Genomic DNA, 23,609 nt, shown 5'->3' on the forward strand with positions numbered 1-23,609 from the left:
ATAACATGCCGTTAAAAACTCCAATATGTGATTTTGGACAAGCTGCTAAAAGCTTTGAATTAAAGTCCACTAATAACGAAATTATTAAATTAAATGATGTTAAAGGGACAAATGGAACTTTGGTTATGTTTATTTGTAACCACTGCCCTTATGTAAAAGCAATTATTAAAGACATTGTTGAAGATTACAAAAATTTAGAAAAACATGGAGTAAAAGCTGTGGCTATTTCAGCAAACGATCCGATAAATTATCCTGAAGATAGTTTTGAAAATATGATCGAATTTGCAAGAAAACATCAATTTAATTTTCCATATTTATTTGATGAAACTCAAAATGTTGCAAAAAGTTATGATGCAGTATGCACTCCTGATTTTTTTGGATACAATAATAATTTAGAATTACAATACAGAGGTCGTATAAGAGAATTGGATAATTTAAAACCAGTAAGAGCTGGTGATAGTGATTTATTTACTGCAATGAAACAAATTGCAGAGACGGGCAAAGGTCCTGAAACGCAAATTCCAAGTGTTGGCTGTAGTATCAAATGGTTAGATAATTAATGTACTTAATAGTTACAAAAACGTTCCCTCCAGAAGTTGGAGGTATGCAGAATTTAATGTGGGGTTTAGCAAACGAACTTTCAAAACATTACATGATAAAAGTATTCGCTGATTATCATGAAAATCATAAATTATTTGATGAGCAAGTTTCTTTTTCAATAGAGCGTGTTGGTGGCATAAAACTTCTTAGAAAATATAGAAAAGCTCAATTGATTAATGAATTTATTAAAGAAAATAAAATTGATGGTATAATTGCTGATCATTGGAAAAGTTTAGAACATCTTAAAACTAATAAAAAAAAGATATGCTTGATCCATGGTAAAGAAATTAATCATGAAAAAGGTACCTCTCTTAATAAAAGAGTATTGGAGGTTTTAGATAGTGTTGAAACCATCGTTGCTAATTCTGAGTACACTAAAAATTTAGCTATTTCATTGGGAGTTCAGCAAGATAAAATTGTAGTTATAAATCCAGGTGTTGATCCTGTTGAAGAATTAGATAAAAAAACTTTAGATAAAGTAGAGAATTTATTAAAACATAAGTCTCCAAAATTAATTACTGTTTCTAGATTTGATAAAAGAAAAAACCATGAAAAAGTAATCATGGCGCTTCGAAATTTAAAACAAATCTACCCTAGTATTATTTACATTTGTGTGGGTTACGGCGATGAAGAGGAAAATATTAAAAAATTAGTAGCAGAATTGGGCCTTCAGCCACAAGTGATGTTTTTTAAAGATATTTCTAACGAATTAAAAAATGCACTAGTTGCTAAATCTAATATTTTTGTCATGCCATCTATTGTTCATAAAAAATCTGTTGAAGGATTTGGGATAGCTTATGTTGAAGCTGCTCAATATGGATTGCCCTCTCTTGGAGGAAAAGATGGAGGTGCAGCAGATGCAATTGAACATGAGAAAACAGGTTTAATCTGTGATGGTAATGAGTTAGATGAAGTCTATTCAGCAATTAATTTAATGTTAGAAAATAATAAATTCCAAGAGTATGGAAAAGTTGCCAAAGAAAATTCTGCTAAATTTAAGTGGAGTACTATTATTGAAGAATATAAAAAAATATTAAATTAATATTTTTTCTAAAACTTTACCCGGACTTAATTTGTTTAAATCATCAACCTGTATTGCTTTAAAGTTTTCTCGCTCAATACTAACTTTAAAAGCTGTTGTATGTTTACCAAATAAGGTCAAGCCTTTTACACCAAGATGAGCAGTCATATGAGCAGGTCCTGTATCATTTGCAATAACAAATGAACTTTCTTTAATCAAGCTTGCAAGTTGAGAAATATCTAAAGCTTTACCTTTATCTAAAATTGAGATGGCATTAATATTTTTTGCATCATCGATTTCAGAGGGTCCAGGTGCCACAATAACTTTAATTTGGTCTTTATATTTATTTTTAATTAACTCAATTAGCTCATTGTAATGGGGCCACTTTTTATGAGTTAGATGGGCTGAACAAAATGGAAATAAAACAATATATTTATCTAATTTAAATTCTTGTTTAATATTATCAATATTAGTCACAGCCCAACTAAAATTTGGTTTCATGGTATGTTCTGTTTTAATTCCAGAGGTTTTAAGTTGATGATCAAATCTATTTAAAACTGGGTCTTTATCAAATTCATCTTTTGAAATATCACTTGGCAAAGTTGTTTCTGAGCTAGACCAAGTATTAAAATTTGCTTTTGGAAATAAAATATTTTTATAAAATTTTGTTCTAGATGAGTTTTGTAAATCATAAACTTTTCTAAAATTCTTCTTTTTCAAGTTTCTCATTAACATATATAGATAAATTAAATTAAATCTTGATTTACGTTTGTCTAAAATAACATTGTGTACGAATGGGTTTTTCCTAAATAATTCAAAATAAGGTTTTGTTGTTAATATATGTATTTGATCTTCAGGGTGGTTTTCAGAAATATCTTGAATTGCCCCACAAGCTTGGGCTATATCTCCTAAAGAACCATGTTTGATAACTAAAATATTAGACATATTTCTAACAACTTAACATAGTATAAATTTTTATGAATAAAATTCTAGTTGAAGTATCAGTTGGTGAACTTTTAGATAAAATTTCTATTTTAGAGATTAAACAAGAAAAAATTAAAGATCCTGAAAAATTAAAATTTATTAATGATGAGCACAGTATTTTAAAAAATCAATTAGATAACAATGTTAAATCTGATGAAAAGCTTAATACACTTTTTAAGTCACTGAAAGATATTAATGCAAAATTATGGGTGATAGAAGATGACAAACGATTGTGTGAAAAAAATTCTGATTTTACTGAAAAATTTATAAAACTATCAAGAGATGTTCATTTTTTAAATGATGATCGTGCTAAAATAAAATTAGAGATGAATAATCACACAGGCTCTAAGATTAAAGAGATTAAAGAATACACTTCTTATTGAAAACTATATTTCTTTTCTAAATATTTTATCAAGTTATGAATGATAAAAGTCATAAATAAATAAATTCCACCTGCTAAAAGAAACACTTCTAAAGGTTTATAAGTTGTTGATACAATATGTTTTGCAACTCCTGTAATATCCATTAAGGTTACCGTGCTTGCAAGAGATGTGCCCTTCATCATTAATATAATCTCATTACCATAAGCTGGTAAAGATTGTCTGATCGCTACAGGAATTTGAATTTTATATAAAATAATTTTACTTGATATCCCTAAACTTTTACCCGCTTCAATTATTCCAGGTTTTATAGTTTGAAAAGCTGATCTTAAAATTTCTGAAGTATAAGCCCCTGTATTTAAGGCAAATGCAATAATTGCACACCAATAAGGCTCTTTTAATATTACCCAAAGAAAAGTTGATCTTAACCATTCAATTTGTCCAAGACCATAATAGATTATAAATATTTGAACCAATAAAGGAGTGCCTCTAAATAAATAAGAATATCCATAAGCAAACTTATTAATAAATGGGTTCTTATTTAATCTTAAAACTGCAAATAAAAATCCAATAAATAAACCAATGATTAAAGATGCTGATAATAGTTTTAAAGTAATAACTGCAGCACTAAGTAACTTTGGTAAACTTGTGATCATTAAATCAAAATCCATTAAAAGCCCCTACTATATTTAACTTCAAGTCTGTTAATTAGCTTCATGCTTAAAAATGTTAGCATCAAATATAAAACCGCAGCAAAACAATAAAAGAATAAAGGATCTCTAGTAGAACCTGCTGCAATATAAGATTGTCTCATAATCTCAACTAAACCTGTAACTGATATTAAAGATGTGTCTTTTAAAGTGATTTGCCAAACATTGCTTAAGTTTGGAATAGCAAGCCTTAACATTTGAGGTAGAATTATTTTATAAAATTGTACAAATTTACTAACCCCTAAAACTTTGGCAGCTTCAAATTGGCCTTTATCTATTGATTGAATAGCACCTCTAAATACTTCTGTTGAATAAGCGCCAGATATAATACCGATTGCAACTGAGCCCGTAATAAATGCATTAATCTCAATATATTCAAAGTATCCAAAAATTGAAGCAACATACATAATCGCTCCACTACCCCCAAAAAAGAAAAGGTAAATTACTAATAATTCTGGAACGCCCCTGATTACTGTAGTGTACGTATTACCAATAAAATTTAGAAATTTATTATTTGATAATTTAAGTGGCGTAAAGATTAATGAAAATAAAAAACCAATTAACATTGCAGTAACTGCCACTGCAATTGTCATTAGAGTTGCATAAAACAACTCGTCTCCCCAGCCTGTTTTTCCGAATGATAAAAGATCCATATCGAAAGGGCGACTAAATAAATAGTCGCCTTTTCAAAATATTATTTACATAGAAGCGTCAAAGCCAAAATGCTTGATCGCTAATTTGCTGATGATTCCTTGTTTTCTAGCAGTGTTAATTGCTTTGTTGAAATCTTTAAGAAGTTTTGCATCTCTTGTACCGATTGCATCATCTCCACCTTGTCTAATTCCAACACCAACACCATTACCAAAAGCACCACCTGAAAAAGTAGGTCCAACTAATACTACTGGTTTTCCTGATTTATCCGCATAATCAGTGAATGCAACAGCTGCAGCTAATGCAACATCACATCTACCAGAAGTTAAGTCTAGATTTACTTCATCTTGAGTTTTGTAAGTTCTAACATTTACTTTACCTACATCACCCGACTCTAAAAAGTTTTGGTGAATAGTTCCAGTTTGTGTACAAACAGTTTTTCCAGCAAGTGCAGCAGTTAAAGTCTTAAGAGTTTTCTTAACAGCACTTCCACCTAAAGTTAAATTAATTCCTTCTGGTGTATCCATGCCCTCTAAACTAGAACCTTTCATTACCGCAAGGGCTGCAACTTCGTCTGCATAACCTTGTGAAAAAGTAATTGTTTTTTGTCTTTCAGCAGTAATTGACATTCCTGCCATGATCGCATCGAACTTTCTCATTAACAAGGCTGGAATCATTCCATCCCAATCTTGTTCAACGATAGTACACTCGTGACCCATGATTTTGCATAGCTCTTCTGCTAACTCAACCTCAAAACCAATAAGAGCACCTGAAGCATCCTTAGAGTTCCATGGTGGGTAAGCACCTTCTGTTCCAATCTTTATTTTATCAGCGTAAACATTTCCGATTAATAATAAAGAAGCAAGAACACTTAATATTGTTTTTTTAAATATATTCATTTTTTCCTCCATATGATTATGAGGATTTATTTCACAATTTTAATAATTTAAAAAGAAATTTTTAGTGATTAATTGATGATGAAAAGTTCCAAGAACAGTCAAAACTTGGGATGTAAACCCTATCCAAAGTTGTATTTCCAAAATTCTTATTGAAAACATCTAACCATTTCTCTACTTGCTCTGGTTTCTTATCTTGGCTACCCACTTGAGCGGTAATTACTCCATTAGGTTTTAATATTCTAATTAATGAGTCCATATTTTTGGCAGCAAGATCAATACAAAACTGATCATCGTTAAGATCTACAAAAATTTTATCGTACTTATCGTCTTCAACAGACTTTATACTTTCAAAAGCATCTCCCCAAATACATTTAACTGAATTTTTCTCAGTTGATTTATTGCCAATGCTTCCAAGGTGTTTATTGCAAACCTCAACTACTTCTGGATCAAGTTCATACCAGTCTATAAAATCAAAACCTTTAGACGTACACTCTCTTGCAACTCCTCCATCACCACCACCAATGATAGCAGCTGTTCCCATGTCTTTATTTAATTTTAAAGCAGCGTTTACAAATGTTGAGCTATACAAAACTTCATCATTTGTTGCGACTTGAATTTCGTTATCAATAAATAATGATTTACCAAATTGTTCTAAATCTAATATTTCAATATGTTGACCTACTTTAGATTTAAAATCCTCTAAAACTTCATTTACAACATACGATTTTTGTAATCCAGGCGAACTGTAAATGTCATGATATAAAGACTTAGTATCCCTATCAAAAGCTTTTGTGACAATTCTCTTATGTTTAAATTCTTTTTTAACAATATCGAGGGCGATAGAAGGACTTACCTTCCCGCATGTGAAAAAATCAAAACTAATAATTCCTTTTTCTGGAAACGTATGAAAACTGATATGACTTTCCGCTAATAAGGCAAGGATAGTAAAACCTTGCGGTTCAAATTTATACTTTGAAATTTCAAGAATTGTAACTTCTGCAGCTTTTGCAATTTTACGAATTACGTTCTCGTAAACTGAAGGGTCATACTCTTGAGTAGTGCCTATGATGTCTAAAGTTATATGCTCGCCTACTTTAGTCATAAAAATTATTCCCTCTTATAATTTTTTATTAATATTAAGTTGCTCGGTTTTATATAGGTGTATTGATAATTTTCAACAATTAATCAATTTTTTGATATTTTACTTAATTAAATTAAAACTGAGTATTAATCAAACTAGCAAATGCACTAGCCCCTTTTGCTAGATTTTTGTTCCAATCATTATCAGCATTTTCATCTGCATTATCAGATATGTATTTAAAACATTTAAATTCAATTTTCTCTAACTTGCAAACTTTTGCAATAGCGTAGGCCTCCATATCAACTACATCAACTTCTATATCTATTTTTTTATTAACAAAACTATCTCCTGTTCCACAAGAATAACCTTCTTTTGATGTAATAATTTCTTTAATTTTATCAAAAGGTGTCTCACCTAATTCAAAATCTAACCCTCTAACATCCATATCTCTTTGATAAAATTTGGTGCATTCAACGATTCCTTTTAACTTAGTATTAATTGCACCTGCAGTACCATAATTGATAATTAGTTTTGGTTTGTAAATATTGATTAACTTTAATGTGTTATAAGTTGCATTAATTTTTCCAACTCCAACATGGTTAAAATAGTCTAATCCAATCGTTTCTTCTTTAATTGCTGCTAGGAATAATTTGTCCATAGATTTTTTTTACTAAAGATATAAATATATTAATATCATGAATTTAAAAGATTATATTAGATCTATTCCAGATTATCCAAAAAAAGGAATTTTATTTAGAGATATTACAACTTTAATTAAAGACGCAGATGCATTTGAAGAATGTATTAATCAAATAATTGAAAGATCAAAAAATTATAAAATAGATAAAATTGCTGCAATTGAGTCAAGAGGATTTGTATTTGCTTCTGCTGTTTCTTATCTTCTTAAAAAACCTTTTATTATGTTTAGAAAGAAAAACAAACTTCCGGCTGAAACTCATTCAGTTGATTTTGAATTGGAGTATGGAACTGCAACTATTGAAGTTCATAAAGATTCAATTGACAAAGATGATTCAGTTTTAATTATAGATGATTTAATAGCAACAGGTGGAACAGCTGAAGCAGCAGCTAAACTTGTGGAAATGTCTAATGCCAAAATTGCTGCATTTGTTTTTGCAATTAATCTTTTTGACCTAGGTGGATCTGATAATTTAGTTAAAAAAGGTTATAAGGTTGAAAACTTAATGGATTTTCCAGGGCATTAATTGGTAGCGGGAAGTGGAATCGAACCACTGACCTCAGGCTTATGAGTCATGCGCCATGACCCTTGGAACCAACGCATCCTGCAAGAACATCTTCAAAACTCCTTTGTCTCTGCTCTTTTCTTTCTAGACTCAGATTTACATAAACTTAGACTCTAGTCAACTTCTATTGGAGCATTGGAGCATGAGTGGAGCACAGATTTTATATCAATAGAGGTACCAAGTGGATTTCGAAAATTGAAAGTTGTTATGACCCCACCACCCTTTTTTATAAATGGGACTCCTTATATCTATACGTAAATAAGAATGTAAAAATATTATTGCTATTCTTGTAAGAGAAAGTGGTTTTTAAATATCATTAGTTTATTAAACCTAAAATGGACGTCTTTTGATATAAAAAGATACATCAAATCAATTATAATTTTAAAAATGAAAGTTATAAATAATAAAAAAGGTTTTACCTTAATTGAATTATTGGTGGTAGTTGCCATCATTGGTATTTTATCATCTGTCGGGGTTGTTGCTTATAATGGGTATACAGCTGGGGCTAAAGAATCAGCTTGCAAAGGTAATTTTAGAACCATAGTTAAATCTGTTTATGAAAATATAATGTGGTGTGAGCTTAACCCAACAATTAATTTTATAGGGGGTAATGATAAACAAGTTTGGGAATATGATTGTAATACTATGTTCGTTGGCGGCATGTCAGTTTCGTCTCAGCTTGGGTACACGACAAATGAAAAAATAGCCCACCTTACTATAACTGAAATTAGTAATCGAGATAGACATAGAGAACCAGACTCAACAATAGGTTCAAGAACAACACTTAACACGATTTCTAATCCCTACACTGGTCGTTATGTTTATGATGACACACCCAGTGAATATTATTATGGAGATAAATATGATATGAGAGGTAAATTATCTCTTAGAAAAAGAGATAGTAGTGGAAATGAATTAAGCAATAATTGGCAGTCAGAGGGACAACTGTATCTAATAACTAGATGTGGTGATAAGGTGATAGAACACGAATTTGATATCTATTGAAAATTTATATGTTTTCTTCTAGATAACGCTATGACCAATTCTCATTGGAGCATGAGTGGAGCAAAAAAAGTTAGTTCCAATCACTAACAGCTTTAACTTATCAAAATTATTAAAAGCTTTCAAATAAAACCCAAAATAAACATAGTATGACTTTGATTACATTAAATATAAGTATATATTTTAAAATTATGACTCAAACACTATTTGAAAAATATGGCGGAAAAAAAACAGTTGGTCAAATTGTTATTAATTTTTATCAAAAGCTTATGGCTGATGAAAATTTAAAAAAATTTTTTACAAATTCTGATATGAAAGTTTTGATTTCACACCAAACTAATTTCATTTCCCAAGCTTTAGGTGGGCCAAAAGAATATACTGGTCTTGATATGAAAACTGCTCATCAAGGCATGAAAATATCTCAAGAAGACTTTAATGGAGTTGCTGGACATCTAAAACAAACCTTGGAAGAACTAAATGTTGAAAGCCAAGATGTTGACACCATCATTGGTGTTGTCGCTCCACTTTCAGAACATATTGTATCAAAATAACAGAATTCATAATTAATAAATTTTGGTAATATTTATTTGATGATAAAAATAAATAATTGGGAAGACTTAATAGCATTAGCAAAAGAACAAGGGCTCACACCTAAGGAAGCATGGGAAAGAATTGAAAAAACAAATCTAAAATTTTTAAATAGAAAAAGTTCAGCAGAAAAAGAACTTAAAAAAGGAACAAGAGTACAAAAACTAATGTTTCCAAAGAATAATGAGGAAAATATTCTTTTAGCAAAAAATGTACCTTCTTTGGATGTTTCTGGTGATTTTTATAATTTTAAAAATATAGGAGATAAAATCTTTTTTACTCTTGGCGATGTTTCTGGCAAAGGAGTGGATGCAGGACTCATTATGGCAAGAGTTACCTCATTGTTTGAAATCCTTGTTGAGGAAAAAAAGAGTCTTATTGAAATTGTGTCATTAATAAATGATAATTTATATAATTTACGTTCAGGAAAATTTTTAACAGGAATATTTGCTGTATACGATAAAAAATCTAAAAATCTTGAATTTATTAATGCTGGCCATTCAGAAAGTATAATTTCAGAGAATAAAAAAATTACTGAACATGTTTCTAGCAAAATTCCGCCGCTTGGAGTTCAGCCTATTAATCTTGATTTAAATAGTGTTTTAAATAAAATTTCATTGAAGGATAAAATTTTTTATATATACAGCGATGGCTTAAGCGAAAGTAAAGATTTTGAAGGAAATGAAATTGAAGCTGAGGGTATAATAGATTTGTTAAATAAGAATAAAGATCACGATATTGCAACACAATTGGAAAATATTTTTATAGAAATTTCCGCGTTTGGTGCATTGCAAAATATGTCAAATGAAGAACAAAGTATAATTAAGGATGATCTTACAATTTTAGCTATTAATGGGAAAAATATTTAATCAATGAAAAAAATTAAAAATGGTTTTACCTTAATTGAATTATTAGTGGTAGTTGCCATCATTGGTATTCTTGCAAGTGTAGGTATTGTTAGTTTTCAAGGTTACACTAAAATGGCAAAGAACAGGGTGCTTGTTGCAAATTGGAAAACAATTTCAAAAGTAATTGAGTTAGAATTAGCTGCTGCAAACAATGGTCTTGATAGTTTTATTGCAGAATATGATGAAGATGGAAATATGGTTAGTGAAAAAATGGATGGAAATACAACTTGTAATAATTTTGCATTTTCAGTCCAACAACATTTTAGTCATTTTAAAAACCCATACAATCTAGAATGGGAATCTGTAACAGTTGATACATTAGCGCAATCACAACATAGGAAAGGACAAATTCAATTAGTGTGCTATTCACATTTTGGAAGTTTCGGTGACGGTGGAGGATGTCCTATTTCATCTGATGCATGTAGATTGTTGTTGATTGCTTATAAAGAAGATAGAGGACGATGGAATACGCCTGATGGAAAGTGTGATAATACAATTGTTTCAACCACTGGTGATGGCTGGCAACGTAATATGAGAGAATTTGTAAATGATTGTTATAATCAAATACTTGTAGGTGGAGACCAAAGAGAAAGTCAAGCTCAAGCACAATCTGATTGTGGTTGGAATTCAAGTATCCATGGCTCTTGGGCAGTAAATCAAAATAGTATCAGAGATGAAGCAGGTGGAAAATGTTCAGGTTCAAGTGGAACACCTTGTTCTTAAATTTTTAATTAATCTGTTATCTAACACGTGCTTCTCACTTGTTATTTCTTCTTCTAGATAACGCAATGACCAATTCTCATTAGAGCATGAGTGGAGCAATTGATATTTGAAAATGTTCAACCTTAAATAAGGGTTGATTTTTGGTAGCGGGAAGTGGAATCGAACCACTGACCTCAGGCTTATGAGTCCTGCGCTCTAACCGACTGAGCTACCCCGCCACTTAATTCTTGATGATTTATAATAGGTTTTTAATTTAGATCAATCAACTTTTGATCAATATGATTATTTTATAACTACTATAAAAGTTGAAAAAAGAGTTAATGCTAAAATTACTGAACTATAAAAAACGATTTGTCTTTTAGTTTCGTTTTTCTTATCTATTTTTACTCGGTTCAATAATTTATTGATGTCTACAATTCTCTTTTGATCAATATACTGTACTGGAATAGTTTTTTTATGAACTTTTTTTTCACTGATATGTTTTCTGTCATGAGAATAAGTTTTTTGCATGAGATTATTTAACCACCAATTTTTAAACTCGGCAACTAAAATTATAACAATCTAGCACGTTTATCTTTTAGGGGAGCGATCTCTACTAGTGCTGGGAATTTTTGTTTAGCAACTTCAATATATAGGTCCATTTTTGAAAGTTCTTCATTTGAATGTATTGAGCTTACATATCCAAAAGACAAGTTTTTTTTATAATTAAAGGAATAATTGCCAGATGTTGTTCTCCCAATAATCTTATCTTCTAGATAAATAGGCTCTTCGTGTAATAATAGAGGTGTGCCTGGCTTACTATTCTTTAGTGATAACATAATAAATCTTCTACTCTTTTTTTGATCTTTTATTTTTAATAAGCTTTCTTTACCAATAAAGTCGATTTCTTTTTTATAGCTTATTGCAAAATTTAATCCTGCCTCGTATTGGTTTTCTTCAGGTGAAATATCGTGACCCCAATGTAAAAAACCACTTTCCATTCTCATAGTATCCATTGCATGAGAACCACAGTGAGATAAATTATGATTTTTTCCCTCTTCAATAATTAATTGATAAATTTCTTTAGCATCTTTATTTTCAATATAAAGTTCAAATCCTAATTCACCAACATAAGACAATCTTTGGGCCCAAACTTTTTTTGAACCAAGCGTTACAAATTTGCCATAACCAAATTTAAATGTTTCATTGCTAAAATCATCATTTGAAATTTTTGAAATTAAATTTCTACTTTTTGGTCCAAAAATTCCCAAACAAACAAGATCATCAGTAATATCTTTAAATTCTAAATTAGGTGACAAATGTTTTAAAATATGTGCTTTATCGTGAGTTCTTGTTGCAGCTGAACTTATTATTCTAAAATTATTTTTATCAATACAAATAACCGTTAAGTCTGTTTCAATTCCTCCAGCCTCATTTAACATTTGTGTATATGTTGATCTTCCTATTTCATCTTTAATATTAGCTGTGCTTATTCTTTGCAATTCACTGTGTGCTTGCTCTCCTTTTATTTCATATTTGGAAAATGGAGAAAGTTCAAAGAGACCAACATTGGTAATTGTATTTTTTGTTTCAAATTCAACTGAAGGATACCAGTTTTGATAATCAAAGCTGTATTCATATTCTGCTTTTTCATTATTTAGTGCATACCACATAGGTCTTTCGTATTCGCCAGATACACCAAAGCATGCTCCCTCTTTTTTTAACTCTTCATGATAAGGTAAAAGTCTTTGATTTCTTGATGTGTTATGTTGTTTATAGGGCCAGTGCATTCCATATAAATCACCAAGAGTTTCCGTTACCCTTTCCATAATAAATTTTTTAGATGAATGAAATTTTTGAAATCTTTTAATATCGAGTGAAAATAAATCTTCATTCATATATCCATTAATCATCCATTCAGCAGTAACTCTGCCCGCACCCCCAGAACTTGCGATCCCAATGCTATTAAATCCACAACACGTAAAAAGATTACTCACCTCTGGAGTTTCTCCTAAAAGATATTGCGTGTCAGGGGTAAAAGATTCAGGCCCTGAAAAAAATTTTCTAATTCCAGCAGTTTCTAACATGGGTAATCTTTGAAATGATTTTTCTAAATAAGGTTCAAAGTGATCAAAATCATCTGGAAACTCACCAAAAGAAAAGTCCTGTGGCACCACCCCTTTGTCTTTAAACGCAGGTTTTGCATTAGGCTCAAATATTCCAACTAACATTTTCCCTGCATCTTCTTTTAAATAAAGACAGGAATTATAGTCTCTTAAAACAGGCAAGTTTTTAGGTAACTTATCTAATGGTTCTGTGATTATGTAAAAGTGCTCATTTGGATATAATGGAATACTTACCCCAATATCCTCTCCAATTTGTCTTGACCACATCCCAGTTGCAATTACAACGTATTCACAATCAATTTTGCCAAATTTAGTTTGAACACCAACAATTTTTTTGTCTTTAACCAATATTTTTTCAACAGGAGTTTTCTCAAATATCTGAGCCCCTTCCATCTTTGCAGCTTTAGCTAATACATTAGTAACCCCTATAGGATCTGCCTGACCATCTTCTGGCATATAAACTCCACCTAAAATGTCATCATCATTTATAACGGGATAGAGTTCTTTTATTCTTTGTTTATTAACGCTTTCAACATTAACATCAAATAATTGTGCAGCTGTTGCTTGTCTTAATAATTCTTGTAATCTTTCGGGTGTACTTGCAACTGTGATTGCACCATTTTGTTTTAATCCAGTTGATAATCCAGTTTTTTTTTCTAATTCTTTATAAAGATTTAAGGAATATTTTCTAAGCCGTGTAATAGTGGCTGATGCTCCTAATTGACCAACAAGTCCTGCTGCATGCCAAGTAGTTCCTGAAGTAAGTTGATCTCTTTCTAATAATATAGTGTCTTTCCAACCGTATTTTGCAAGGTGATAAGCAACAGAACAGCCAGCAACACCCCCTCCAATAACTACTACTTTAGCTGATTTTGGTAATACGGCTGACATTTATATTTAAACAATATTAAAATTTTTAAATACAAACAACTAAATCTTAATGTTCAGCTCTAAATTTTGAGTGACAAGCTTTACAGCTACTCCACATATATTTTCCAAGAGTTGCCTTCATATCTTCTGCCCCATCAATGACAGACGTTAACTCGATCATATTGCTTGAAGCTTTTGTCATTAATAAATTAAATTCATCTTTATTTTCCCAAATAGAAGGTAAAGCCTCTGTTTTAAATCCTACTTTTGAATTTTCAGGAAAAAGATCAATTAATCTTTTATAATTATCGCTCATTTCAATCATTAGTTTTTTTGCTTCGTCTAAACTTCCATTAGAAGCAAGACCTTGGACTCTTTTGGCAGTTTTGTAATTTTTACTAAAAATAGATTTTCTTTCTTTGATAATCTCTTCAACCGTTTGTTCTGAAAAAGCACTGAAGCTATAAAATAATATAAATATAAAAAATAAAGTGTTTTTAATTAATGTCATAATATGTTTAATTTAAACATGTCTATATTTAATAACATATCAAAATATGGATTACTTGCCAAATTAATCCATTGGCTAACTGCCGCAGGATTACTAATTCAAATACCTTTGGGGTTTTATTTGGTTGATTTAGACTTTGATCAATTTAGGGTTGATATAGAAAATTATCATATATTATTTGGATTAATCCTATTTTACACAACTCTAATAAGGCTAACTTTTAAACTATTATCTCCTACACCAAATTTCAATGACAATGCTTTTCCTGGTCAAAAAGTTTTAGCAAAGTTAAACCACTTTTTTTTATATTTAGCTTTATTAACAATAACTATATCGGGTATTTTTAAGAAATTATTTAATGGTGAAAGTTTAGTTATTTTTTTCAAAAAAGTTAATCTAACCTATAATTTTGAACTCTCAGAACAGTTTTATTCAATTCATGTATTAGCAAATTATGTATTAATTGGATTAATTGCATTACATATTTTAGCAGTACTGTTTCATAAATTTTTATTAAGGGAAAATATTTTAAAGAGAATTTTATAATTTTTAATTATCAAATGCACATCTAAAACCAACATAGATTGCATAAAAGTTCGAGGGTTTATATTGAGCTCCATTAATACTGGTCTTTGAACCTCCATACCACCAGGAGGCCCCTGCTGTTAAAGAATTATTTTTTTCTTGATCATCCACCCACTCCCAAACATTACCACCCATAGCAACTAATCCATTTACGCCTTCTGGCAATATTGTGACATCTACATGCTTGTCATAATTTAATAAACCTTGGGAGTTCATTTCTTTAGCTATATCTCCACTAGGGTATCTATAAGTTTTATCTTTATCAAATTTATTGGATGCAAATATTTGAGTGTAAGCTGCATAAGACCATTCCTCAAATGTAGGCAATCGGCCATTTATAAATTTGCAATAATTCTCAACTTCAAATCTACTTAGATGAACAGCGGGCTCTAATTCACTATCAGGTTTTTTTCCATAAGGTGTTTTATAATTCCAATTATCACGTTTAACCCAACCAGCACCCCATTCGTAACCTCCACCATTTTTTTCAGCTTCTGTAATGACTTCGTTTTTAATTGTATAATTATTAAACTCCATAATTGTTACTTCATATTTATTTAGTGAAAATTTTCCAAAGTTAATTTTCTCATTTTCAAAACTAAATACTTTAATTGGTAAGATTAATATAAATATCGAGAAATACTTTATAGTTTTGTAAATATTATGCATTTAAGCTTATCGTTGAATAAAATATTTTTTTTATAATTTAGATTAATCTCATTAATTCCGTTAGAAATTTGAAGTGAATTAAATTTTAATAAAGTAGATATATAGCGTTGTTTTATCATTTTTAAATATACGTTTTTCTTAATATTAACCTTAAAGTTAAAGCTAGCAGTGTTTTTTTTTATATTAAGCTTAAGTAGTTTTTTCCAAATAAGACTATCTCTTTTAAAAGATTGGTTAAGTTTCTGTTTCATCAAGTAAAATGTGGGTATTTCATTATCTTTTGTATCTAAAGTTAAAATTAAAATAATTCCTCCTACTTCTAAACTAGAATATGCATAAGTTAAAATTTTCTTAATATCTTTTAGATTAAATAAATGAATAGTTTGTTTAATTAATATTAAATCAAATTTCTTTTTATTATTTCCTAGATATTGAATTGCATTTATTTTTTTAAAACTAATTCTTTTGTCAAAATCTTTGTGATTTTCAATATCAAGTCCAACAGGCTTATTAATTAATTTGAGTTTAGAGGATAACGAACCCATTATCTTACCTCGGCCACAACCAATATCTAGAATTTTTGAGTGTTTAGTTAGTTTTTTTTGTTTTAATAAAAAATTATTGAATGATTGGATATATTTAGCTGATGAAATCCAAGTTTTATTATCCCAATTTTTTATACTTAACATTACCTAATTTAAAACATTTTAACTTATATTTAAATAAAGTATTAGTAACTCATGTTTAAAAAGTTGCATATATTTCTTGGCGCAACTGTTGCAGATGCAGCAGCCCGACCTTTGCATTGGGTCTATGATGAAAAAAAACTAAAATCTTATATTAAAGGAAAAAAAAATATTGCATTCTTTAAACAAAATAGATCTCCGTTCTACTCTATAAAAACAGGAGAAGTTTCAGGATATAATGATGTGGGTCAAGTAATGTTTAAAACATTAACTAAGACCACTAATCATAAAGAGGTTATTAAACTTTTTAAAAAGAATATTGTCAAAAATTTTGGACCAGGGTCAAAATATTGGAAAAATTTATCTTTAAGAAAAAAATACAAAAAGATTAAGTGGAAAACAGCCATGAAAGGTCCATGGATCCATCAAAATATTTTAGAAACTATCAAAAATATTAAATTAAAAAAAACTATCACAGGTGGGACTAAAGTTAACGAGTCTGATGGGTATTGTGCAAGCCTACCCTTTTATTTTTCAAATAATTCAGAGCAGAAAACAAAACAAATTATAAGAACGGTTGCTAATGGCAAAATTAGTGAACAATTTGCTATGGCAAAACTTAAGATTATTGATTTAGCTGATAAAGGAGACAAGAATCCAGTTAATAGTTTTTTAAAAAAAAATATAAAAAACAAATACTTTAAAAATGTTATTGAAAATATCAAAAAAGTTAAAAAAATTAAGTCAAAACCTCATAATTTTGTTGTAAAGAAATTTGGTAAGGCGTGTAGTTATCCAGGTACTTTTAATGGAGGTATACATGCAATCATCACTTCTAAAAGTTTTAAAACAGCGGTTATAAAAACCATTAAGGCTGGTGGATGTAATTGTTCTCGTGCTAATTTTGTTGGTGCTTATTTTGCAGCTTACAAAGGCTTAAAAGGTATTCCTCAAGATTGGATTAAGAAAACAAATCCTGCTAAATCTATACTGAAGTTTATTGCTTAAATGCAAAACCCATCGATTAAATACATTTTAAAATTATCTATTCCAATTTTTTTTGCAAACTTGGCTATTCCCCTTGTTGGTATTATTGATACTGGTTTAATGGGTAACCTTGGTAACTTATCATATTTATCAGCAACTTCCGTTGCTGCTAATTTATTTTCTATGATTTTTTGGAGTTTTGGTTTTTTAAGAATGGGAACCGTTGGTTTGGTTTCGCAAGCTTATGGTAAAGAAGATTATACAGAAATATTTAATATTGTTGTTCGAAATTTAGTTTTTGTTTTGCTAATTTCATTGATCTTAATTTTGTTACAAAACTATATATTCAATCTAAGTGTGGGTATTTTTAATTTATCAGACACGACTAGGCAATTTTATCAGGATTATTTTCAAATAAGAATTTATTCAGCACCTGGTGAGTTAACACTTTACATTATAACCGGTTTATTTGTTGGATTACAAAAGACCAAAATCTCAAGTTTAGCAGTTGGTCTTTTTTCAATTCTAAATATAATTTTAAGTATTATTTTAGTTTCAAAATTTGATTTAAATATTAAAGGAGTTGCTTATGGGACTTTAATCTCGGCACTTTTAATATCGGCAACTTTTCTAATTTATACATTTTGGTATCTAAATAAAATGTCTAAAATCAATATCGATATTAGTAAATTAATAGATCTTAATAAGCTTAAAAAGATTTTTAATATTAATCTAAACATATTTATTAGAACTATATTGTTAACCTTTTCATTTTTTTGGTTTACTTACCTTGGTAGTCAAATTGGTGAAGACTACATTGCAGCCAATGCCATCTTAATTAACTTGGTCTTTTTGTCTGCTTTCATTCTTGATGCTTACGCATTTTCAACTGAAGGTATGGTTGGATATTCTTTGGGTAAAAAAGATATAGGTTTGTTTAAAAAGATTGTTAAAAACTCTTTTATTTTAAGTACACTTACTGGATTAATTATTTCTATAATTTATTTTTTTATTAACAAATACGTCATTGAATTAATGTCTGATATTGAAAGTATTAGAAATCTAAGCTCATCTTATGTGGTATGGCTAATTCTCATGCCTTTAATTTCATCTTTTTGTTATCAATTTGATGGAATATTTATTGGTGCATCACAAACAAAAGAACTTAGAAATGCCATGATTTTTTCAGTGTTTTCTTATTTATTAATGTCTTTATATTTAACAAAATTAACGGGTAATACCGGTATTTGGCTATCTTTATGTTTGTTTATGATATTAAGAGCTCTATCCTTATTTTATTATTTAGACAAAATTTATTTAAGATTTCGTAAAGTTAAATAAATTTAACTAGCACCAATATGATGATATTCTAAATCAATGTTATTTCGACAACTCTTTGATAAAGTCTCAAGTACATTTACATACCTAATAGCTTCTGCAAAAGGAAGAGAGGCCTTAATCATTGATCCAGTGTTAGAAAATGTTGAACAATATATTAAGCTTCTTAAAGAACTAGATTTAAAGTTAGTAAAAGTTATTGATACTCATATCCATGCTGACCATATCTCAGGTATTGCCGAACTAAGAGATAAAACGAATTGCGTCACAGTAATGGGTGACAAAACCCCTGCTGATGTGGTTGCAATGCAAGTTGCCGATGAAGAGACAATTAAAATTGATGGCTTAGAATTACAGGCAATTTATACCCCAGGTCACACCATAGAAAGTTTTAGCTTCTTAATGAATGATAGGGTTTTCACTGGAGATGCATTATTAATTAGAGGAACCGGTAGAACAGATTTTCAAAATGGAAATGCACGAGATTCTTATAATTCAATTTTTAATAAACTTTTAAAGCTACCTGATGAAACATTAGTTTACCCTGCTCATGATTATAAAGGAGAGATGGTCAGCACAATAATAGAAGAAAAAAAATTTAACCCAAGACTTCAAGTAAATTCTGTAGATCAGTATATTGAAATTATGAATAATTTAAACTTACCTAATCCAAGTATGATGGATGTTGCAGTCCCTAGTAATTTACAATTAGGAATAGATTTTAATAAACAAAAAGTAAATAATGGTGTTAATCCAGAAAAATTTAATGAAATCAAAAATGATGCTCAATCAATTTTAATTGATCTTAGAGAACAAAATGAAATAGACAAAGATGGTATGATTAAAAATAGTACGGTTGTTCGTTTTCCAGAAATTAATGAGTACCTTCAAAAAAATAAAGATACATTAAAAGATAAAAGAATTTTATTTTACTGTGCACATGGCCACAGATCGACACTAGCAGTTCAATTATCAAAATCCTATCAATTCATCAATTGTTTTCATTTAATCGGTGGCCTTAAGAATTGGAAAAAAGAAGGTTTAGATTTATAAAATTAGAATTTAATAACTTAACTTCAAATTTAATCTTTTAAATTTATTTCTAAAACTAAAAAATAATTTATTATGGTTACCAGTATCTTTTTTAATTGTTTGTTGCCATAAGTGAACCATCTCATGTGACAAGGTATTTAAAAATTCCATTTTATTTTTATATTTAGGCATCATCTCGAGCACAAATCTATTTGTACCTTTTCTATAGGAAATATATTCAACACATTGCCCTGATCCTCTAACTATTCTTTTAATCTTTACATCATTAAACGGATTGAGTTTGCTATTAAATAAAGATTTATTAAATATCTTAAAGTAATTTCTAATGTCTTTAAAATTAGTAGTATATTTTTTTTCAGACTCTATTGTGTCTCTAAGTATTCTTTTTTTTGTTCTTACTATGTAGCTATCTTTAACAATTTTCTTTTTTTTCATTTTTAAAATATGGTGAATAAGCGTTACTAAATGGGTATAATTTCTGATTATCTACTACTAAATTTAGAACTTACAAGATAATAAAATCTTTAAAATACGATTATTTTTAACTCTATTATGATGATGTTATCTAATGATTATAGAGATTTTATAACAGAATAGATTTTGTCTTTATTCATTTGACCAATGCTTCTATAGATTTCCTTGTTATTTTGGTAAATTACAATTGTCGTCCAATAGTCAATGCCAAGCTGTTTTGCAATTGTCTTGTCCTTTTCTTGCTCAAAGCTTAGAAAAAGAATATCCGTAAATTCTTTTTCGGCTTGATCTAGAATCTTAATTTGAACCTTACATGTTGTGCATGTTTCATTCCAAGAATTTATAACAACTATTTTTCCATCGAGTTGAGCTTTTTGGAAAATTTCATTATTAAAGGTAGTATTCTTTTCTACGGCAAATGAGTTAAATGACAATAATATAAAAATTAGAATTAAGATTTTTTTCATATTTTAAATATATAAGTTGCCAAGTTAATTAACAACACTTTAATTTATTTTATAACTCCAATTTGTTTCTGTCTTGATATAATAATTAAACCACTAATTATTATGATTAATGCACCAATATAACTGCTAGCTGATGGAACTTCATCAAACAAGAAATATCCATAAACTATTCCCCATAAAATTACTGAATATCGAAAAGTTGATGTGACCGATACAAGTGCAATCTTGATGGTTGCAATTGAAAAAATATATCCCATTGCTAAGAAAAAAGCTGAAATGAATAAAATCAAAATATCTTTTAAAGTAAAATAATAAAATTTATAAAAAGTTAATAACCCAAAAAAAATAGTAACTACAAAACAAGTCATGAATGCAATTTGTAGACTGTGATAATCTTTTTTAAAATTTTTTGTGTACATATCTCTAATAGAAAGCATGATTGCAGCTAAAATTGGGAATATAAAATAATAACCAAACTCTAATTTACCTGGATTAACAACCACGACAACACCAACAAAACCTAAAATTACCGCACTCCATCTTCTCCATCTTACCTTTTCATTTAAAAAAATTGCGCCAAATGCAGTTAAAATAATTGGCGCCATACTTAATAGAATATAAACTTTAGCAAAAGGTAATAAAGCGATACCAATAAAAAAGAATAATGCTGCTAAAGATTCAAGTAGACCTCTTATTTTTAGTTCTGTTGAAGAAAAAATTAATTTAAAATCTAATTGTTTTTTTATGTAGAGAAATAATAATATAAAAAATAATGTAAAAATCCCTCTTATAAAAATTATCTGATTTAAAACAAATATTTCATTGAAGTGTTGGTATATATTTTTTACAAAAGCATCATTTGTTGCAAAAGAAAATTGACATAAAAGCATATATAGTATGCCTAATAACTCATTGTTAATTTTAACTTTTGGAAACATTTTGGGAGTAAATATAGGCTTTTTTATTGATAATATACAAAAATTAGAAACCAGTAAGAAGCTAGTCCTGCTAAAATTGTAACAATAATACTTCTACTAAAATAACCAACGATAATAGCAAATATGGCTGCTAGTAACTTTGGATTACTATCAATGTCTATAGACCCTGTAGCATTAAGAAATATAGGAGGAAATATTATTGCTGGAAAAATAGCTGATGGAACATAGGATAAAACTTTTTTTGTCTTTTCACTCAAAATATCTCTCTTTAGAAAAAAAATCATAGAAAATCTTGTCATATAAGTCAAAATTCCACAGTATATAATTGTTGTCCAATGCATTATTTTTTCTTCTTATCAATTAATGTAATTATAGTAGCAACTGATAAGGCTGATAGTGCTGCTACAATAATGTAAGCTTGAAATGGAATAGCGTTATAACCAATGGTTGCTACAACCCCTGATACTAGCATTACAATTACGTTCTTAAATTTTCTAAAATCATTAATCAACAAAGCAAGAAAGGTTAAGGAAATCGTAAAACTTAACCCTAACTCTTCAGGTACTACTGATCCAAGAACTATTCCTAAAATTGTTGAAATTTGCCAAATTGTCCAACAAGTAAATCCAGCACCTAATAGGTGATAATGTTTATACTTATTATTTAAATTTTTCTTAAAATAAATATTTGAGACCGCAAACGCTTGATCAATTAACACATAGGATAATATAATTTTCCAAGTAAGCCTTAAGTGAGATAGATATTCAGAAAAAACTGCACCGTACAACAAATGTCTAGAGTTTACTGCCGTAACTGATGTTATTGCAACTAATGATGATGCACCTCCAGAAAATAATTGCAATAAGACAATTTGAGAGGCTCCACCAAAAATTATAATAGACATACCAAATGTCATATACGCGCTCAAACCTAGCTCCATTCCAATAACACCATATATAATTCCAAATGGAACTACCGGTATCATTAAAGGACTTACATCAATAATCCCTTTGGATAATGTTTTTAATCTATTATTCATTTTAATTTAAGATTTTGTATTAGAAACAAACTATATGATCAATATTAATAGGACGCTTGATACCAAATTTTTCATCTACTTCATGTTGATGAATATGGTGGGAATGGACAAACACTGGTATTAATTTATTACTTGTAGTTTTAAGGGTGTAGATAAAATTTGTTCCCCTAAATTTTCTATCTACTACTTCTAATTTTAAGTTACTTTGATCATCATGTTCTAGATCTTCAGGCTGCAATAAAAGTTGAACTTCAGACCCTTTTGGATAATGTTTTATAAAATCTCCAGTTATTGTTCCAAGATCATCATTTTCTAAACTATTTTCACCTGTAACTTTTGCTGGGATTAATATGCCTCGATTTAAAAAATTAACCACCTCTATTGAGTTTGGAAAATGGTAAACATTATACGGATCATCGTATTGTTTAAGTTGACCATCTAAAATTATTCCACATTTTGTTCCCAAATAAAAAGCTTCGTATGAGTCGTGCGTTACAATAATTGTTGTAATTTTATGTTCTGTTAAAATTTGCTTTAATTTAACCTGTATTTCTTCTTTAAAGTTCTGATCAACATTTGAAAGAGGTTCATCTAATAACAATAAATCAGGATTAGATAGCAAAGACCTTGCTAATGAAGCTCTTTGAGCTTCTCCAGAACTTATCTGATGTGGATATTTATCAGCAATGTGTTCGATATGAAGAAGCTTATTTATTTCATTTAAATTTAAGCCTTTCTTCTTCTTTTTATTTCTATCAGCACCAAATTTTATATTTTCTAAAACCGTATAATGGGGAAAAAGTGAATTGTCTTGAAACCCCATAGAAATATTTCTATTTTCAGGTTCAATATGAGTTTTATCAGATGATAAGATTTTATTTTTTAAGATAATCTTTCCTGATTGTATTTTTTCCAAACCTGCAATTGTTCTAAGAATAGTAGTTTTACCAATACCTGATGGGCCTAATAAACAAACAATGTCTCCTTGATTTTCGATTGTAAGAGACACATTATTTACTTTGCTCTGAGCACTTGCTGCAAATGTTACATTATTTATTTCTAAAAAATTTTTTGTCAT

General features: G+C 29.2%; 29 protein-coding genes and 1 tRNA gene. 12 read left to right on the forward strand and 18 right to left on the reverse strand.

Going from position 1 to position 23,609, the window contains the following annotated elements; genetic code table 11:
- The first annotated feature begins 5 nt into the window (after positions 1 to 5).
- Positions 6 to 560: a thioredoxin family protein gene (locus AC5SML_RS04240; RefSeq protein ID WP_494616897.1), complete on the forward strand. Its 555-nt coding sequence runs from the start codon at positions 6 to 8 to the stop codon at positions 558 to 560.
- On the forward strand, positions 560 to 1,642 hold the full coding sequence (locus AC5SML_RS04245) for a glycosyltransferase family 4 protein (RefSeq protein WP_494616899.1): 1,083 nt from the start codon (positions 560 to 562) through the stop codon (positions 1,640 to 1,642). Before AC5SML_RS04240 ends, AC5SML_RS04245 begins: the two co-directional genes overlap by 1 nt.
- On the opposite strand, the gene AC5SML_RS04250 is transcribed toward AC5SML_RS04245, so the two are convergent.
- A complete protein-coding gene (locus AC5SML_RS04250) occupies positions 1,634 to 2,566 on the reverse strand; it encodes a glycosyltransferase family 9 protein (protein ID WP_020169532.1) in 933 nt (310 codons plus the stop codon). The genes AC5SML_RS04245 and AC5SML_RS04250 overlap by 9 nt on opposite strands.
- A gap of 32 nt (positions 2,567 to 2,598) precedes the next feature.
- On the opposite strand from AC5SML_RS04250, the gene AC5SML_RS04255 reads away from it, so the two are divergent.
- Positions 2,599 to 2,988, forward strand: coding sequence for a DUF6165 family protein (locus AC5SML_RS04255; protein WP_271481351.1), 390 nt, complete (start codon positions 2,599 to 2,601; stop codon positions 2,986 to 2,988).
- Here the strand turns inward: AC5SML_RS04255 and AC5SML_RS04260 are convergent.
- The 5 genes from AC5SML_RS04260 to AC5SML_RS04280 all read right to left on the reverse strand — a co-directional run bounded on the left by AC5SML_RS04260 (position 2,982) and on the right by AC5SML_RS04280 (position 6,984).
- Positions 2,982 to 3,656, reverse strand: coding sequence for an ABC transporter permease (locus AC5SML_RS04260; protein ID WP_271512242.1), 675 nt, complete (start codon positions 3,654 to 3,656; stop codon positions 2,982 to 2,984). The genes AC5SML_RS04255 and AC5SML_RS04260 overlap by 7 nt on opposite strands.
- Positions 3,656 to 4,348: an ABC transporter permease gene (locus tag AC5SML_RS04265; RefSeq protein ID WP_006996681.1), complete on the reverse strand. Its 693-nt coding sequence runs from the start codon at positions 4,346 to 4,348 to the stop codon at positions 3,656 to 3,658. The genes AC5SML_RS04260 and AC5SML_RS04265 overlap by 1 nt, the downstream gene beginning before the upstream one ends.
- Before the next feature lie 45 nt (positions 4,349 to 4,393).
- Complete coding sequence (locus tag AC5SML_RS04270) at positions 4,394 to 5,245, reverse strand: transporter substrate-binding domain-containing protein (RefSeq protein WP_026225080.1); 852 nt, start codon at positions 5,243 to 5,245, stop codon at positions 4,394 to 4,396.
- Between the two features lie 61 nt (positions 5,246 to 5,306).
- On the reverse strand, positions 5,307 to 6,347 hold the full coding sequence (speD, locus tag AC5SML_RS04275) for an adenosylmethionine decarboxylase (RefSeq protein ID WP_011282223.1): 1,041 nt from the start codon (positions 6,345 to 6,347) through the stop codon (positions 5,307 to 5,309).
- Between the two features lie 112 nt (positions 6,348 to 6,459).
- Complete coding sequence (locus tag AC5SML_RS04280; RefSeq protein ID WP_011282224.1) at positions 6,460 to 6,984, reverse strand: 5'-methylthioadenosine/S-adenosylhomocysteine nucleosidase; 525 nt, start codon at positions 6,982 to 6,984, stop codon at positions 6,460 to 6,462.
- Between the two features lie 37 nt (positions 6,985 to 7,021).
- Between AC5SML_RS04280 and AC5SML_RS04285 the strand changes: the two genes are divergently transcribed.
- From AC5SML_RS04285 to AC5SML_RS04305, 5 genes are all read left to right on the forward strand, one after another.
- Entirely contained in the window at positions 7,022 to 7,549 is a 528-nt protein-coding gene (locus AC5SML_RS04285) for an adenine phosphoribosyltransferase (protein WP_006996677.1), read from the forward strand.
- Between the two features lie 426 nt (positions 7,550 to 7,975).
- A complete protein-coding gene (locus tag AC5SML_RS04290) occupies positions 7,976 to 8,593 on the forward strand; it encodes a type IV pilin protein (RefSeq protein WP_494587535.1) in 618 nt (205 codons plus the stop codon).
- A 188-nt stretch (positions 8,594 to 8,781) separates the two neighbouring features.
- The gene (locus AC5SML_RS04295; protein WP_006996981.1) at positions 8,782 to 9,141 is read left to right on the forward strand and encodes a group I truncated hemoglobin; all 360 of its coding nucleotides are present in this window, start codon (positions 8,782 to 8,784) and stop codon (positions 9,139 to 9,141) included.
- 39 nt (positions 9,142 to 9,180) lie between these two features.
- Positions 9,181 to 10,047, forward strand: coding sequence for a PP2C family protein-serine/threonine phosphatase (locus AC5SML_RS04300; protein WP_027307041.1), 867 nt, complete (start codon positions 9,181 to 9,183; stop codon positions 10,045 to 10,047).
- Between the two features lie 3 nt (positions 10,048 to 10,050).
- Positions 10,051 to 10,809, forward strand: a complete 759-nt coding sequence (locus AC5SML_RS04305) for a pilin (protein WP_494616900.1) — start codon at positions 10,051 to 10,053, stop codon at positions 10,807 to 10,809.
- Between the two features lie 141 nt (positions 10,810 to 10,950).
- On the opposite strand, the gene AC5SML_RS04310 is transcribed toward AC5SML_RS04305, so the two are convergent.
- The 4 genes from AC5SML_RS04310 to AC5SML_RS04325 all read right to left on the reverse strand — a co-directional run bounded on the left by AC5SML_RS04310 (position 10,951) and on the right by AC5SML_RS04325 (position 14,295).
- Positions 10,951 to 11,027, reverse strand: a tRNA-Met gene (locus AC5SML_RS04310).
- A gap of 64 nt (positions 11,028 to 11,091) precedes the next feature.
- Positions 11,092 to 11,319, reverse strand: a complete 228-nt coding sequence (locus AC5SML_RS04315) for a hypothetical protein (protein ID WP_494616901.1) — start codon at positions 11,317 to 11,319, stop codon at positions 11,092 to 11,094.
- A 41-nt stretch (positions 11,320 to 11,360) separates the two neighbouring features.
- The gene (locus AC5SML_RS04320) at positions 11,361 to 13,805 is read right to left on the reverse strand and encodes a GcvT family protein (RefSeq protein WP_494616903.1); all 2,445 of its coding nucleotides are present in this window, start codon (positions 13,803 to 13,805) and stop codon (positions 11,361 to 11,363) included.
- Positions 13,806 to 13,851: 46 nt separating this feature from the next.
- A complete protein-coding gene (locus AC5SML_RS04325) occupies positions 13,852 to 14,295 on the reverse strand; it encodes a cytochrome c (protein WP_006996671.1) in 444 nt (147 codons plus the stop codon).
- Between the two features lie 18 nt (positions 14,296 to 14,313).
- On the opposite strand from AC5SML_RS04325, the gene AC5SML_RS04330 reads away from it, so the two are divergent.
- Positions 14,314 to 14,841, forward strand: a complete 528-nt coding sequence (locus tag AC5SML_RS04330; protein WP_494616904.1) for a cytochrome b — start codon at positions 14,314 to 14,316, stop codon at positions 14,839 to 14,841.
- 3 nt (positions 14,842 to 14,844) lie between these two features.
- On the opposite strand, the gene AC5SML_RS04335 is transcribed toward AC5SML_RS04330, so the two are convergent.
- Both AC5SML_RS04335 and AC5SML_RS04340 read right to left on the reverse strand, forming a co-directional pair.
- Positions 14,845 to 15,549 carry a formylglycine-generating enzyme family protein gene (locus AC5SML_RS04335; protein ID WP_018414271.1) on the reverse strand — a complete coding sequence of 235 codons (705 nt, stop codon included), beginning with the start codon at positions 15,547 to 15,549 and terminating at the stop codon, positions 14,845 to 14,847.
- Positions 15,525 to 16,238: a class I SAM-dependent methyltransferase gene (locus AC5SML_RS04340; protein WP_027307046.1), complete on the reverse strand. Its 714-nt coding sequence runs from the start codon at positions 16,236 to 16,238 to the stop codon at positions 15,525 to 15,527. Before AC5SML_RS04340 ends, AC5SML_RS04335 begins: the two co-directional genes overlap by 25 nt.
- A gap of 51 nt (positions 16,239 to 16,289) precedes the next feature.
- Here AC5SML_RS04340 and AC5SML_RS04345 point away from each other — a divergent pair, with 51 nt between their 5' ends.
- The 3 genes from AC5SML_RS04345 to AC5SML_RS04355 are packed head-to-tail and all read left to right on the forward strand — an operon-like array spanning position 16,290 to position 19,613.
- Positions 16,290 to 17,243, forward strand: a complete 954-nt coding sequence (locus AC5SML_RS04345; protein WP_494616905.1) for an ADP-ribosylglycohydrolase family protein — start codon at positions 16,290 to 16,292, stop codon at positions 17,241 to 17,243.
- Positions 17,244 to 18,563, forward strand: coding sequence for an MATE family efflux transporter (locus tag AC5SML_RS04350; protein ID WP_494616906.1), 1,320 nt, complete (start codon positions 17,244 to 17,246; stop codon positions 18,561 to 18,563).
- Positions 18,564 to 18,599: 36 nt separating this feature from the next.
- The gene (locus tag AC5SML_RS04355; RefSeq protein ID WP_494616907.1) at positions 18,600 to 19,613 is read left to right on the forward strand and encodes an MBL fold metallo-hydrolase; all 1,014 of its coding nucleotides are present in this window, start codon (positions 18,600 to 18,602) and stop codon (positions 19,611 to 19,613) included.
- A 9-nt stretch (positions 19,614 to 19,622) separates the two neighbouring features.
- Here AC5SML_RS04355 and AC5SML_RS04360 read toward each other — a convergent pair whose 3' ends face one another.
- From AC5SML_RS04360 to AC5SML_RS04385, 6 genes are all read right to left on the reverse strand, one after another.
- Positions 19,623 to 20,048 carry a SprT-like family protein gene (locus AC5SML_RS04360; protein WP_494573865.1) on the reverse strand — a complete coding sequence of 142 codons (426 nt, stop codon included), beginning with the start codon at positions 20,046 to 20,048 and terminating at the stop codon, positions 19,623 to 19,625.
- Positions 20,049 to 20,185: 137 nt separating this feature from the next.
- Entirely contained in the window at positions 20,186 to 20,554 is a 369-nt protein-coding gene (locus tag AC5SML_RS04365; RefSeq protein ID WP_494616909.1) for a TlpA family protein disulfide reductase, read from the reverse strand.
- Between the two features lie 44 nt (positions 20,555 to 20,598).
- Complete coding sequence (locus tag AC5SML_RS04370; RefSeq protein ID WP_494617647.1) at positions 20,599 to 21,546, reverse strand: DMT family transporter; 948 nt, start codon at positions 21,544 to 21,546, stop codon at positions 20,599 to 20,601.
- Entirely contained in the window at positions 21,516 to 21,833 is a 318-nt protein-coding gene (locus AC5SML_RS04375; RefSeq protein WP_494573867.1) for an AzlD domain-containing protein, read from the reverse strand. The genes AC5SML_RS04370 and AC5SML_RS04375 overlap by 31 nt, the downstream gene beginning before the upstream one ends.
- A complete protein-coding gene (locus AC5SML_RS04380; protein ID WP_494616910.1) occupies positions 21,833 to 22,531 on the reverse strand; it encodes an AzlC family ABC transporter permease in 699 nt (232 codons plus the stop codon). The genes AC5SML_RS04375 and AC5SML_RS04380 overlap by 1 nt, the downstream gene beginning before the upstream one ends.
- Before the next feature lie 19 nt (positions 22,532 to 22,550).
- Positions 22,551 to 23,609, reverse strand: a complete 1,059-nt coding sequence (locus AC5SML_RS04385; protein ID WP_018414277.1) for an ABC transporter ATP-binding protein — start codon at positions 23,607 to 23,609, stop codon at positions 22,551 to 22,553.

This window comes from Candidatus Pelagibacter sp. PS_17 (assembly GCF_059417945.1).